We start from the raw sequence: 14,056 nt of genomic DNA, 5'->3' as shown, positions 1-14,056 counted from the left end.
GGTATTGCAATAATTAGTGACACATTGATTGCTTGGTCAACAAATTTTCATATAAGTAAGTGAGGAACGAATATGTCCAAAAATTTTAAAGAAGAAGTTTTATCCCGCCGCACGTTCGCGATTATTTCCCATCCGGATGCCGGTAAAACGACGCTTACCGAAAAGCTCTTATTATTCGGTGGTGCCATTCGTGATGCAGGTACAGTTAAAGGGAAGAAGACAGGCAAATATGCGACAAGTGACTGGATGGAGATTGAGAAGCAGCGTGGAATTTCTGTAACCTCCAGTGTGATGCAGTTTGAATATGAGGGAGCACGTGTAAATATTCTAGACACGCCTGGTCACCAGGATTTCAGTGAAGATACATATCGCACGCTGACAGCCGTTGACAGTGCCGTTATGATCATCGACTCAGCTAAAGGGATCGAGGAGCAGACACTTAAATTATTCAAGGTCTGCCGCATGAGAGGAATTCCGATATTTACTTTTATGAATAAGCTTGACCGTCAGGGAAAAGCACCCCTTGAGCTCCTTGCTGAATTGGAAGAAGTTATGGGAATTGAATCTTACCCAATGAACTGGCCTATTGGGATGGGAAAAGAATTCCTGGGGATTTATGATCGGTTTAATAATCGAATTGAGCAATTCAGAGTAGAGGAAGAGGACCGCTTTATTTCCTTAAATCAGGAAGGTGAAATAGAGGGCAACCATTCCATTAAGGATTCTGGACTATATGATCAGACGCTTGAAGAGATTATGCTGTTAAATGAAGCAGGCAATGAGTTTTCAAGAGAGAGAATTGCAAATGGAGAACTGACACCTGTGTTTTTTGGAAGCGCACTGACCAACTTTGGTGTACAGACTTTCCTTGAGTCTTACCTGCAATTTGCACCGCCGCCGCAGCCGAGAAATTCGACTGCAGGGGAAATTGATCCGCTTTCAGAAGAATTCTCTGGCTTTATATTTAAAATCCAGGCCAATATGAACCCTGCACATCGCGACAGGATTGCATTCTTAAGAATTTGTTCAGGCCAATTTGAGCGGGGCATGGCTGTGAATATACCTAGAATCGGCAAGTCCATTAAGCTAGCGCAGTCCACTCAATTCATGGCAGATGACAGAAGTACGGTTGATTCTGCAGTAAGCGGAGATATCATCGGAATTTATGATCCGGGAACCTATCAAATAGGCGATACATTAACAGCCGGAAAAAATAACTTCCAATATGAACGTCTCCCTCAATTTACACCTGAGCTTTTTGTTAAAGTTACAGCTAAAAATGTCATGAAGCAAAAACATTTCCATAAAGGCATTCAGCAGCTGGTTCAGGAAGGTGCCATCCAGCTGTTTAAGACAGTCAAAATGGAAGAATACCTCCTGGGTGCAGTGGGACAGCTTCAGTTTGAAGTTTTTGAACACCGCATGAAAAATGAATATAACACAGAAGTATATATGGAAAGGCAGGGCTCCAAGATCGCACGCTGGGTAGAAGGCGATGAGGTCAACGAAAACCTTTCCAGCGGAAGAAGCCTCCTGGTTAAAGATCGGTACGGCAAAAATGTCTTTCTATTTGAAAATGACTTTGCACTCAGATGGTTCCAGGAAAAAAATCCTGATGTAAAACTATATAATCCGATGGACTCGGAATAAAGCTGGCGGCCCTTTATGGGCCGTTTTAGCTTTCCATATATTCCTTCCTCATTACTATTGACATATCTATCAATTGATAATATAGTATTAACACATACGCTTTAACGCTAAAAAGCGTCTAAGTTAAAAAGCAGAAAGTGTAATCTCAATAAAAAATCTTGTCCGCAGCATAAGTAGAGTAATTGCCGGCAGCAACTAGAAACTGGATGGCTGATGAAAATCCAGGCAGCAATGGTCGAAATACAACTGCATCCAATATGGACAATACTTTTTAAGTGGGTAAGCAGCGTTAGCTTATCAATTAGGGTGGTACCGCGGAGCTCCTTCGTCCCTATAGGCGAGAGGGCTCTTTTTGTTTGTATAAATTACAGGCAAATTTAGGAGGAATACATTATGCATCATGATCAGGCAGCGTTAAATTTAAAGCCCATGGAGGCACTCATTGTCACTTTCATCATTTTAGGCGGAATCAGTTATTCGATTATTTTTGCCGGGGCAGTTCCACATATTCCGGTTGTTTTCGCGATAATGGGGTTATTAGCCTACGGTTTAATAAGAAAAGTATCTATAACACAGCTGGAAAAGGGGCTTATTGAAGGTGCCCAGTCCGGATTAGGGGCTATTTTCATCTTTTTTTTAATCGGGATGCTGATAAGCAGCTGGATGGCGAGCGGCACGATTCCTACATTTATCTATATGGCTTTGGAAGCTGTTAATGGAAAGTTCTTTTATGCCATAGTATTTGTGGTAGCATCTGTGATCGGCATGAGCATAGGAAGCTCACTTACAACAGCTGCTACATTGGGAGTGGCCTTTATGGGAGTCAGTTCAGCTTTGGGTCTCTCGGATGCAATTACGGCAGGTGCAGTTATTTCCGGGGCATTTTTTGGAGATAAAATGTCCCCTCTATCCGATACAACAAACCTGGCATCATCGACAGTTAAGGTGGATTTATTTGAGCATATCAAGACGATGGCCTGGACAACAATTCCTTCGTTTATCATTTCACTGGCAATCTTTGCTTTCCTGTCACCATCGGAGGCAGCATCTGATTTCTCAAAGATTGCCCAGCTGAAAAAAACTTTGCTGGATGAGGGGTTGGTACATTGGTACTCCCTCATTCCATTTGCGATTTTGACTATAATGGCCATTAAAAGAGTATCAGCTATTATTACGCTGTCTGCTGGCATAGTATCTGCATTAATCTTAGCCGTTATCGTCCAAAGCAGCTTCAGCTTGGAAAAAGTTATGACATTGCTGTTTTCAGGATATGCTTCAAATAGCGGTTCAGAGGAAGTTGACGCCCTTTTATCAAGAGGCGGCATGGAAAGCATGATGTTTTCGATTTCTTTGGTATTGCTCGCGCTTTCTATGGGCGGTTTATTCTTTAAGCTTGGGATCCTTCCAGCTCTTCTGGAAGGGGTCAAAGGGTTTTTGAATCGGATGTCAGCTCTAGTGGCGGCAGCAGCAGGAACAGCAATCGGGATTAATTTCCTGCTTGGCGAACAGTACTTGTCAATTCTCTTAACAGGAAATGCTTTCAGAGAGCCTTTTGAAAAAGCCGGGCTGCATCCAAAGAATCTTTCCAGAATTCTTGAAGATGCAGGCACGGTAGTAAACCCGTTAGTTCCATGGAGTGTATGCGGAGTATTTCTGACAGGTGTCTTAGGTGTAGAAACAACAGCTTATATGCCATTTGCATTATTCTGTCTGTTCAGTCCTGTAATCACCATTATCTATGGATTTACTGGTTTTAAAATCGAAAAATTATAGAAAAAAGCAGCTGCTTAGGCTGCTTTTTTCTGTGGATAACGAGCTGATGTAATTTTTATAATTATAATGACAGCACACTGATTGCTTGCATCGCAATAGCTGCTTTAATATAGTTAAAATGTGTTAATTTTTACATGCATCGATCACAGATTACCTCATACAGTCATTGAAAGGAGCAGAATGTGTGCGAATAAGCGATTTTTCAATCAAAAGGCCAATTTTTACATTGGTTACGATGTTCTTAGTGCTTATTTTAGGGGTAGTCTCCCTCTTAAATATTCCATTAAAACTCATACCAGATCTTAATCCTCCTGTAGGAGTAGTAGTCACTTCGTATCCTGGAGCAAGTCCCGATGAAGTGGTGGAAAAAGTAACAAAGCCACTTGAGGAAAATCTGGCAACATTGCCGGGGATCAAGACTTTGACCTCTACCTCACAGGAGAGCGCAAACTTCATTTTGATGCAATTTTCCTGGACTACAGATATTGATGAAATACAAAGTGAGGTCATTCAAAGACTGGATCAGACACAGCTTCCTGATGAAGCTGATAAACCGCGATTTATGAAGTTTGACCCTGCTCAGTTTCCGATTATTCAATTATCTCTTAGTGCAGATGAGAAGCCTGAAGCATTAAGAAAGCTTGCGGAAGAACTGAACCTGGAGCTATCTAAAGTGGAAGGAGTAGCAAGCGTAAATCTCTCAGGAACAGCCATTAAGGAAGTAAGAGTGGAACTGGACCAGGAAAAGCTGAAAGATTTCAAACTTAGCCAGGCGGATGTTGTGGATGTAATTGAATCCAATAATATATCAATGCCGGGTGATCCTGTATTGACTGAGGGAAAAGAGCTGACAACCAGAATTATCAGCTCCATTGATTCCCTGGATACACTGAAAAAACTTACGGTAACAGCAGACCCCGCAACAGGCAATAAAGTAAGCCTTGATGATATCTCAGAGGTTCAGCTGGCCAGCCAGGATGATCGCACCATCACGCGCACAAACCAGGCTCCATCTGTCTTACTGAGTGTCCTGCAGCAGTCCGATGCTAATACGGCAGAGGTTTCAGATCAATTTATAAAGCAATTGGATAATCTTCTTGAAAAGGAACAGTTTGAACATATTGAATCTGAAATTCTTTTCGATCAGGGAGATTACATAAGTCTTGCAATAGGAAATATCTCAAATTCACTGATTCTTGGCGGTATTTTTGCTATGATTGTGCTGTTTTTCTTTTTGAAAAATGTCAAAAGTCCGCTCATCATTGGAATCTCTATTCCTTATTCAGTTATTTTCACGTTTGTGTTAATGTATTTTTCCGATTTTACCTTAAATATTATGACTCTTGGCGGATTGGCGCTTGGAATAGGCATGCTGGTGGATAATTCCATCGTGGTTATTGAGAATATTTACCGCCATTTATCAATGGGGAAAGATCCGAAAACGGCGGCAAGTGTTGGGGCAAAAGAAGTAGGAGGTGCAATTACGGCTTCCACCTTGACGACAGTTGCCGTATTCCTCCCAGTAGTATTTATAACTGGGATAATCGGTGAATTGTTTAAGGAGTTTGCCCTGACCATTTCCTTTAGTTTATTTGCATCTCTGGTTGTTGCCCTGACAATAGTGCCCATGCTTGCGAGCAGGCTGCTGAAGGCTCCAAGAACAAACACGGAGGCAAAAAGGCAGGAAACAGGCTTAATGCGATCACTTGAAAAATCAATCAAGTGGTCATTAAGGAATCGTGCAGCGGTCATAGCAATTACCATGCTTTTATTGGCAGCGGGCAGCTTTGGATTGACCACAGTAGGTACACAATTTCTTCCAAATGCAGATGAGGGCTTTTTTACGGTGCGTATGGAGCTTGAGAACGGCACTGCACTTTCAGAAACAGAAAAGGCTGTATCTGCTTTAGAGGAAGAATTAAAGGATGAAGAAGATGTAGATACATTTGTTAGTCTCATTGGAACTACACAGGAAGGGTCCTTCCGGGGCTCGAAAAATGCCAATATTGCTGAATTGTATATCAAAATGAAAGAGCTGGACCAGCGGGAAAGGTCTACCTTTGAATTTGTCGATGAGGTGAAAAAGGATCTGGAAATTGCTGCATCAAAGGTTAATGAAACTGCAGAACTCTCATTTAATACACAGTCGACAGCAGGTACATCGCCGAATACACTGACCTTTAGTGTGAGGGACACAGATCCCAACCCTTTAAAGGAGAATGTTGATAAAATCTATAATGCATTGAAGGACCTTGAGGATGTAACCGAATTGTCGACTGATCTCATGGATACCGTTGAAGAAATTCAGATAACTGTGGACCGTGAAAAGGCTCTTGAAGAGGGTTTGGCTCCCGCCCAGGTAGCCATGGCAGTAAATGACGTAACACGGGGCAATCGTGCTACACAAATGATAGATGATGAATCCAATATATATGGGGTATTTGTTGAGTACGATCGGGAAGTCACACAGGATATAGAGAATTTGAAGAAATTGCTTATTAAAAAGCCTGATGGCAATTATGCCGCTCTGAATGATGTAGCCAATATTGAGCGCGGAGAAGGACCGGTAAATATTCAGCGGATTAATCAGCAGGATGCTGTCCAATTTACATTAAAGTACAAATCTTCTACAAACATGGGTGCCATGTCAAAAGAAGTGGATAAAGAAATTGCCGATCTGAAATTGCCGGATGAAACAGAAATCGTTTTTAGCGGTGACAGAGAATTGCTGGAATCGTCCATTGATGACCTGATTCTGGCATTTGTACTGGCAATCGTGTTTATTTATCTTGTCATGGCAGCTCAATTTGAATCACTTAAGTATCCGCTGGTTATCATGTTTACTGTGCCGCTCATGGTAATAGGTGTGGCAATTGCTCTTACCGCAACCCAAACACCTATTAGTTTAACAGCCATAATCGGGATTATTGTGCTTGCAGGAATTGTAGTGAATAATGCAATAGTCATTGTCGATTATATTAACCAAAAGAAAGAGCAGGGCCTAAAGAGCTACGATGCCATAATCATTTCTGTTAAGGACCGTGCAAGGCCAATATTCATGACGGCCTTAACTACTATACTGGGCTTAGTGCCTTTAGCACTTGGCATTGGAGAAGGAACAGAAATTAACCAGCCCATGGGAATTACTCTTATTGGCGGACTGATCAGCAGTACGTTCCTGACACTATTTGTCATACCAGTTGTATATAGCTTTTTTGACAAGGATACACGGCGATTAAATAAAATGTATGCAACACCGGATGGCCACTTAGTGCCAGCTTACCTGCTTGAAGAAAGAGTGGAGAAAAACTGGAATCACGATAATGACGAAGACAAAAAACAGCTTCAATCCTCTGATGACAAATCCTACAGCAGAGATGATATGGCAGCTATGCTAGAGGAGTTGTTGAAAATTGTAAAAAGGGATGACGATGATATGAAAAACCAGAAACGGGATGATAATTCCTAGATCTGATGAAGGCTCCTTCTACTGAAGGGGTCTTATTTTTGTGCTGAAGTTTAATTTTTAGATGGTGTTTCAGGAAAATATCTGGAAAATAAATTGATAATTGACCAATATTCAGAGCACAATAAAAGTATCGACTTGTAGCTGGTGGTAATGAAATGAAAAAACTCAGTAAACTAGAAGCGGTTTTTTGGAGTATTGCATTGCCGGGTTTTAGCCAATTATTGGCGGGGCAGCTGTGGAAGGGGACATTGTTTGTCGTCCTTGAATTTATCATTAATGTATACAGCCATTTTAATTCGGCCATCATGTACAGTTTTATGGGCGAAATTGAAAAAGCTGTTCATGTCCTTAATTATCAGTGGCTCATGTTTTATCCTTGTCTTTACATGTTTGCAATGTGGGATGCATACCGCAGTGCTATGCCGGAAAAGGAAGAATTATCATTCCTTCCTTTTGTATTCAGTGCCTATTTTGTCACAGTAGGACTAATGTACTCAACAAAACTCAAATTGTTTGGGATTTTTTTTGGACCGGTCTTTCTTCCTATGATCTTTGTTATTCCGGGTGTAGTAACCGGCCTGCTAATCAGGTGGTTAATCCTGAAATGGAGAAAGCCAACCACTCAAAGTTGAGTTTTATTGATTAAAAAAGCTTTGTCACACTAATTGTTTAGTGGTGCTGAAGCTTTTTTCTTTTTTAAAATATTTTCTTACATTACCCCCACAAATCCCTTCCATGAATCCGTACAGTTGTAATGAACAAGCGGCCGCTTTTCATAAGGTGATATCATATGAGTTTCAATTAAGTGTATTAAAGCTTTTATAGCCCTGCCCAAAATACGGATTGGACGCCGTATGATATAATGTGTTTTGAAAAGAGGTGGGGCTATTGCTGGGTTTATTGTTTATGCCGAAAAAGCGTAAAAAATCGCTCGAAGAAACGGTTAAATTAATACAGCAGGGAAATGCAGCATTGAATAATGAGCTAATAGAGTCATATAAGCCGTTTATTGCTAAAACAGTATCATCAGTCTGCAAGAGGTATATTCATGAATCTGATGATGAATTTAGCATTGGCCTCATAGCTTTTAATGAAGCCATTCAAAAGTACAGTCCTGATAAGGGAAGTTCACTCATCAGTTTTTCGGAAGTGCTGATTAAAAGGCGTGTTATTGATTATATCCGTAAGCAATCCAAATTTCAGAATCTCAGCTTTAATGGAGCCTCTAATCTGGAAGATGATGATACGGCCAGCTCGGCAATAGAAGATGAGTTGTCAATTGAAGACTACAGGAAAAAAACAGATGAAGAACTGAGGAAAGAAGAAATTGTCCAGTTTACGCAGATTCTTCAGGAATTCGGCCTTACCTTCAGTGATTTGATTGAACAATCCCCAAAACATGCGGATGCACGAAAAAATGCGATGACTGTAGCCAAAATTCTGGTTGATAATGAAGAGCTCAAAAGTATTCTTTTTGACAAAAAAAAGCTGCCGATAAAGCAGCTGGAGGGTTATGTATCTTTAAGCAGAAAAACAATAGAGAGAAATAGAAAATATATAATTGCCATATCATTGATATTAACTGGCGATTATGTCTTTTTAAAGGATTATATCAAAGGGGTGTTGGAAACGTGAAAACAGGTATAATCATGGAAATAAACGAACGTTTTTTAACACTATTAACCCCGGAAGGAGAATTTCTGCGTGCCCGAAAACAAGATCAGGCATACGCAATAGGCCAGGAAATTGTCTTCTTCCCAATAGAACTGAAAAACGGAAAATTGTCGCGTCCTCTATCTATTTTTAGATTATCCAGAGGAAAAGGAATAATGGCAGCAGCATTTGCGATGATACTCGCAATCGTGTCTTTTCTGCCGTTTTTGCAAAACGACGAAGTGTACGCTTATATGTCAATAGACGTTAATCCGAGTATTGAATTAGGGGTCAATCAGGAATATCAGGTAGTAGAACTCATTCCTTATAATGAAGAAGGAAAACTTATTATCCAGAATATCAAGAACTGGAAAAAGAACAGCATTCATGAAGTGGCTGACAAAATTCTCCTTCAGATAAAGAAGCAGGGCTATTTTAAGGAAAATAAAGAGGTAGTCATTGCTGCCGTGTATACAGAACAGAATAAAGAAGCGGATGAGCGTATTCAGAAAGAGTTAGCAGATATAAAAAAAGCGGCACAAAAAGAGCAGCTTGAGGTAACTTTACTGGAAGCAAGTGAAGAGGAAAGAGAAGCAGCTATTGATAAAGGGCTGTCACCTGGTTTGTATAAAGAAAATAAAATTAAGGCTGGCAGTGCCGATAAGAAAGTTTCTGAGCCAGTGAATAAGGAGAAACAATCAGGTAAAGCATCTACTGCTCCACAAAAACCTGCTGAAAAATCTCAAAGCCAATTAAAACAGAAAGACTGGCGCGTAAAGAAAGATAAGGAAGAAAAGAAGGCTGTTCCCGGGCAGATAAAGAGATCAGAAAATCAGCATAAACATTCTAAACAGCAAAATAACAAAGCTGATAACAGCAATGGAAATGGCAATCACCATGAGAATAATCATGATGATAGACATAATAATAAAGATAAGAAAAACCAGGGAGATAGGGTGAAAGCCCCAAACAATCAAAATCCTCCTAACGGCGGCCATAGGGCCAATGAAAAAAGGATTAAACCTGATAAAAATCATAAAGATAAAAAAGATAATTGGAAAAATAAAGGCGGAAACGGTCCTGAGGGGAAGCATAAAGAAAGGGACCATCGAGATGATCACAGTGGAAATAAACAAGGGAAACACCAGGAAAAAGGAAAAAGATAAAAGCAAAGTCCGGAGCATGCTCCGGACTTTTTCCATTTATATGAAGTTGTTATTGATTATTCTGGCCGGACATTTGTGCTTGAGCTTGCTGGACAAGCCGCTTAGTAATTTCTCCGCCTACAGATCCGTTAGACCGGGATACTGTATCAGAGCCTAATTGAACACCAAATTCCTGGGCAATTTCATATTTAACCTGGTCCATGTATTGTTCAATACCAGGAACTAAAAGCTTATTGCTGCTTCTTGCCATTGTATTCAACTCCTTTTTATTGGTCTTACAGAGTTACCATCCCTCTGTATTTGTAGTATGAATTAAAAAGGAGTTTTCATAAGTGGTAATATTTCGGCATAAGCACATGTTTATTTTTCACAGGCAGCCTCCAGTAGGATGTCTGCGATGTGAACTGCTTTAATCTTATGCTGTAAACCTTCCCGTTCGATCCCCAGCTTCATTTGCAGAAGACAGCCTGGATTAGAGGTCGCAATCACCGCAGCATTTGCTGACTTGGCCTGAATCATTTTATGATCAAGTATTTGCATAGACATTTCAGATTCAACAATATTATAAATACCGGCAGAACCACAGCATCTGTCTGCATCTTTCATTTCCCTGAATTCAATGCCCCTTATTGAATTCAGAAGGGTACGAGGTGCTATGGAGGTTTTCATGACATTGCGCAAATGGCAGGAATCCTGATAGGTTACGACCTGCCCCGGAAGCTCAAGATGAACTTTTTTATGAAATTCAAGTTCATATAGAATTTGGCTGATGTCTTTAAGTTTTTCCGAAAACTTTACAGCTCTTTCATGCCATTCCCGGTCATCTTTAAGCAGGTGGCCATAGTCAATAAGGAATGCCCCGCATCCTCCTGCATTTGAGATGATATAGTCAGCGTCCAGTTTTTCAAAAGCTTCTATGTTCCGTTTAGCCAGATCTTTAGCTGTCTGCTTTTCACCGCTATGACCGTGAAGAGCACCGCAGCAAGCCTGATTTTGAGGAATATGAATTTCACATCCGGCAAGCTGGAGAAGCTTTATTGTTGCATTATTAGTTTCAAGGAACATCGTGTCCATTAAGCACCCGGTGAAAAAAGCGGCTTTCTTTACCGGCTTATCTGCCGGGAAATAGGATGGCCTATTTTTCATTTCTTTTAATTTTGGCACTTGAGGAAGCACCTTTTCCATTGCACTGAGGTTTTTTGGAAGCCAATTCAGCATCCCTGTTTTTCTGGCGGCCGACTGCAGGCCAGAACGCTGATAAAAGCCCAAAAGCCCTGCAGCTGCCCTCATTCTGTTCTGATGGGGGAAAAGCCCTGTAAAGACCAAATTGCGAACCGCCCTTACCGGAAGTGAGTGTTTCTTATTCTGGTTAATGATATCCCTCGCTTCTTCCAGCAAGTGTCCATATTTTACCCCTGAAGGGCATACAGGCTCGCATGCCCGGCAGCCCAGGCAAAGATCAAGTGATCTCTCAACATCTTCATCAGGTTCAATCAATCCGTCAGCAACAGCTTTCATTAATGCAATCCTTCCCCTTGGGGAGTGCGCTTCTTTAAAGCCTGACTCGACATAAGTAGGGCATGAAGGAAGGCAAAAGCCACAGCGCATGCAATTCAGGAGCTCATCTTCATCCATTCGCTTCACAAACTCTTCCTGAATGATTGTCTGTTCTTTTAATGTTGTCATTGTGTAACCACCACACGTTTTCTGTTGTCCTTGGCAAAAATTTTGCCGGGATTAAGAATATTATTGGGGTCTAAGCCAGTCTTTACAGCCTTCATGGCATCAATCCCTGCCTGGCCCAGTTTCAGTTCAAGATAAGGAGCTTTCATGACTCCTACTCCATGTTCCCCTGTTATTGTTCCTCCAAGTTCGATCGCCTTGATAAAAATCTCTTCAAACGCTTTTTCAACCCGTTCCATTTCGTTTTTATCCCGGGCATCTGCAGGGCATGTCGGATGAAGGTTTCCATCACCTGCATGGCCAAAGGTACAGATGGAAAGCCCGTATTTTTGAGAAATTTCGTTTATGGCTCTTACCATATTGGCAATTTCAGATCTTGGCACTGTAGCGTCTTCAAGAATGGTGGTCGGCTTTAGGCGTGCAAGAGCCGATAAGGCCGCACGTCTTGCTGTCCTTAAGGCTTCGGCTTCTTCTTCAGATTTTGCAAGCTGTACCGATACAGCTCCTTGCTTTTGGCAGATTTCAGCCATTTTTTGCATATCCTTTTCCACAACGTCAACCGGCCCATCCTGTTCGATAAGAAGTACAGCTTTAACATCAGTCGGCAAACCGATTTGTGCGAAATCCTCTACTGCTTTTAGTGTTGGCTGATCTAAAAATTCAAGCGTGGCCGGAATGATTTTGTCAGCGATGATCTTTGAGACGGATTTCGCAGCTTGTTCCAGATCCTGAAAGAGAGCAAGCATGGTCTTTTTTGCTTCAGGAAGCGGAATTAACTTTAATGTGGCTTCCGTAATAATCCCTAAAGTTCCTTCAGATCCAACCAGCAGCCTGGTAAAGTCATAACCGGCCACGTCCTTTGCAAGCTTGCCGCCAGTTCTGATAATGTCTCCGTTCGCAAGTACAGCTTCCAGCCCCATTACATAGTCCCTTGTAACGCCATATTTCAATCCGCGCAGTCCGCCTGAATTTTCATTGATGTTTCCGCCGATTGTGCTTATTTTCATTGAACTTGGATCAGGGGGATAAAATAGCCCTCTTGCTTCGACCTGATTAATCATATCAAGTGTGATAACACCCGGCTGTACTGTAGCTGTCAGGTTTTCTTCATCGATTTCAATAATTTTATTCATATGCTTAAACAGGAGAACAATTCCGCCTTCTGTGGGACAGGTGCCTGCACATAAATTGGTGCCTGATCCTCTGGGGACGATTGGAATTCCTCTGCTGCTGCAAATTTTGAGGATCTGGGAAATTTCCTGAGCGTTTCGGGGACTGATCACCGCATCTGGCATCGATTGGAAATTAGGAGTAGCATCATAAGAATAAACGAGGCGCCCAGCTTTAGAGTCATCATAATTTTCTGCGCCGACAATGGCGATAAATTTTTCTTTTATTTGTACGTCAACCAAATAGATCCTCTCCTTTAATAGCAGGCTGGCAATATCTATTCTTTAAGTATAAAAAAAGCAGGGAATCCCTGCTATAGATAATTATACAAATATCAAGGAGTGTTTTGATTGTTTTTTGTACCTTCCTCCAAAAGCTTTACAGCTATGAATAATTTCATTAAATCATTCAAATTTGATGGGTAAAGCCCTGAAAGCTCTGATATTTTCTTGAGTCTGTAATGAAGAGTGTTAATATGTATATGCAGCGTCTCAGCAGTATTTTTCAAAGAGTGATTTTGCCTGAATAGCTCCTTAAGGGTAACCATCAGATCCTCTTCATACATAAATGTGCCGATGGTTCTTTCTATAAAGTCCTTCTTCGTTTCCGGAGAAAGATCATCAAATATCATTTCTATGGTCAAATCCTGATCAAATATGATGGTCCCCCGGTCTTTTGCAATTTTTAAAGCTCGTTCTGCCTGCATAAATGATTCGGACAGACTAAAGGGAGGCAATGGTTTTCCAGTGCCGATACTAACTTTGGCAGCGAGCAGGTTTTCCAGAAAACGATGGAAGCGTGTGATCTTTTCTCTTATGCTGCGATCTTTTTCTGCTGAAGAAACCCCGGCTAAAAGGACAATTCGATCATTTCCCCAGCGAATCAGAATATCATTGGGCCCTGCTTCCTTCCAGGATAAAATTCTATTCCAAAGATCACGATGAAGCAATTGGCTAGTTTGCCTGAATTCTGCGATCGATGCCTGTCTATCTACTGAGAGATTTATCTTCAGCAGGTGAGCACGTTCTTTAAAGGCAGGATCCCACTCCTTCGTCTGCAGCCAGTCAAACATAAAACCTTCCATTGCACGGGCCTGCCAATCGAGCTGCTCTGCAAAGTAACTTTCGCTGATAAACAACTCTGTCAGTTTGCGGATGATCTCTGCGAATGGGGAAATTTCATCGGGATTTCCGGTAATCCCAATAACACCAACAGTTTCCCCTTTGAAAAAGATCGGCAAGTTAATGCCTGCTTTTACACCCTGAAGGCGTGATTGATCCTTCCTGGTAATAATCAGCTTTTCTTTATGTTTTATCGTAAGCAATGCTCCTTCATGAAAATTGCCTATTCTGCCGGCGTCTGTGCTTGCAATGATCACCCCGCAGGTATTGGCAACTATGATATCTTCCTGAAGAAACTGACGCACTTCAGCTATGATTTTTTCAGCCAGATCAGGCAGCAGCATATCAAGTCTCCCTTTGGTTTTTAATTT

General features: G+C 41.3%; 10 protein-coding genes. 6 read left to right on the top strand and 4 right to left on the bottom strand.

The features are described from left to right. Nucleotides 1-72 precede the first annotated feature (72 nt). The 6 genes from LLY41_RS16405 to LLY41_RS16380 all read left to right on the top strand — a co-directional run bounded on the left by LLY41_RS16405 (nt 73) and on the right by LLY41_RS16380 (nt 9,711). The gene (locus LLY41_RS16405; protein WP_095243995.1) at nt 73-1,650 is read left to right on the top strand and encodes a peptide chain release factor 3; all 1,578 of its coding nucleotides are present in this window, start codon (nt 73-75) and stop codon (nt 1,648-1,650) included. A gap of 393 nt (nt 1,651-2,043) precedes the next feature. After that, the gene (gene nhaC, locus LLY41_RS16400) at nt 2,044-3,423 is read left to right on the top strand and encodes a Na+/H+ antiporter NhaC (RefSeq protein WP_095243996.1); all 1,380 of its coding nucleotides are present in this window, start codon (nt 2,044-2,046) and stop codon (nt 3,421-3,423) included. A 184-nt stretch (nt 3,424-3,607) separates the two neighbouring features. Then, entirely contained in the window at nt 3,608-6,892 is a 3,285-nt protein-coding gene (locus tag LLY41_RS16395) for an efflux RND transporter permease subunit (protein WP_304585877.1), read from the top strand. A 155-nt stretch (nt 6,893-7,047) separates the two neighbouring features. Further along, the gene (locus LLY41_RS16390) at nt 7,048-7,524 is read left to right on the top strand and encodes a hypothetical protein (RefSeq protein WP_095243998.1); all 477 of its coding nucleotides are present in this window, start codon (nt 7,048-7,050) and stop codon (nt 7,522-7,524) included. Nucleotides 7,525-7,798: 274 nt separating this feature from the next. Next, nucleotides 7,799-8,527 (top strand): RNA polymerase sigma factor SigI, encoded by a 729-nt coding sequence (sigI, locus tag LLY41_RS16385; protein WP_370460345.1) that lies wholly within the window; start codon nt 7,799-7,801, stop codon nt 8,525-8,527. Continuing rightward, nucleotides 8,524-9,711, top strand: a complete 1,188-nt coding sequence (locus LLY41_RS16380; RefSeq protein WP_095244000.1) for an anti-sigma factor domain-containing protein — start codon at nt 8,524-8,526, stop codon at nt 9,709-9,711. Before sigI ends, LLY41_RS16380 begins: the two co-directional genes overlap by 4 nt. A gap of 49 nt (nt 9,712-9,760) precedes the next feature. Here LLY41_RS16380 and LLY41_RS16375 read toward each other — a convergent pair whose 3' ends face one another. The 4 genes from LLY41_RS16375 to LLY41_RS16360 all read right to left on the bottom strand — a co-directional run bounded on the left by LLY41_RS16375 (nt 9,761) and on the right by LLY41_RS16360 (nt 14,029). Next, the gene (locus tag LLY41_RS16375) at nt 9,761-9,961 is read right to left on the bottom strand and encodes an alpha/beta-type small acid-soluble spore protein (protein WP_095244001.1); all 201 of its coding nucleotides are present in this window, start codon (nt 9,959-9,961) and stop codon (nt 9,761-9,763) included. A gap of 110 nt (nt 9,962-10,071) precedes the next feature. Next, on the bottom strand, nt 10,072-11,397 hold the full coding sequence (locus LLY41_RS16370; RefSeq protein ID WP_304585875.1) for a (Fe-S)-binding protein: 1,326 nt from the start codon (nt 11,395-11,397) through the stop codon (nt 10,072-10,074). Then, nucleotides 11,394-12,806 carry a glycolate oxidase subunit GlcD gene (gene glcD / locus LLY41_RS16365; protein ID WP_304585874.1) on the bottom strand — a complete coding sequence of 471 codons (1,413 nt, stop codon included), beginning with the start codon at nt 12,804-12,806 and terminating at the stop codon, nt 11,394-11,396. Before glcD ends, LLY41_RS16370 begins: the two co-directional genes overlap by 4 nt. Before the next feature lie 92 nt (nt 12,807-12,898). Next, nucleotides 12,899-14,029 (bottom strand): CdaR family transcriptional regulator, encoded by a 1,131-nt coding sequence (locus LLY41_RS16360; protein WP_304585873.1) that lies wholly within the window; start codon nt 14,027-14,029, stop codon nt 12,899-12,901. Between the last annotated feature and the right edge of the window lie 27 nt (nt 14,030-14,056).

Origin of the sequence: Cytobacillus firmus (genome assembly GCF_023612095.1) — a bacterium.
In the GTDB taxonomy this organism is placed as follows: Bacteria; Bacillota; Bacilli; order Bacillales; family Cytobacillaceae; genus Cytobacillus.
Note: the sequence above shows the minus strand (reverse complement) of the source record. Positions and strands in the feature narration are given on the sequence as shown.

Coding starts and splice junctions, on each gene's coding strand:
- LLY41_RS16405 (WP_095243995.1), top strand. CDS start 73: ATGTCCAAAAATTTTAAAGAAGAAGTTTTATCCCGCCGCACGTTCGCG.
- nhaC (WP_095243996.1), top strand. CDS start 2,044: ATGCATCATGATCAGGCAGCGTTAAATTTAAAGCCCATGGAGGCACTC.
- LLY41_RS16390 (WP_095243998.1), top strand. CDS start 7,048: ATGAAAAAACTCAGTAAACTAGAAGCGGTTTTTTGGAGTATTGCATTG.
- sigI (WP_370460345.1), top strand. CDS start 7,799: ATGCCGAAAAAGCGTAAAAAATCGCTCGAAGAAACGGTTAAATTAATA.
- LLY41_RS16375 (WP_095244001.1), bottom strand. CDS start 9,961: ATGGCAAGAAGCAGCAATAAGCTTTTAGTTCCTGGTATTGAACAATAC.
- LLY41_RS16370 (WP_304585875.1), bottom strand. CDS start 11,397: ATGACAACATTAAAAGAACAGACAATCATTCAGGAAGAGTTTGTGAAG.
- LLY41_RS16360 (WP_304585873.1), bottom strand. CDS start 14,029: ATGCTGCTGCCTGATCTGGCTGAAAAAATCATAGCTGAAGTGCGTCAG.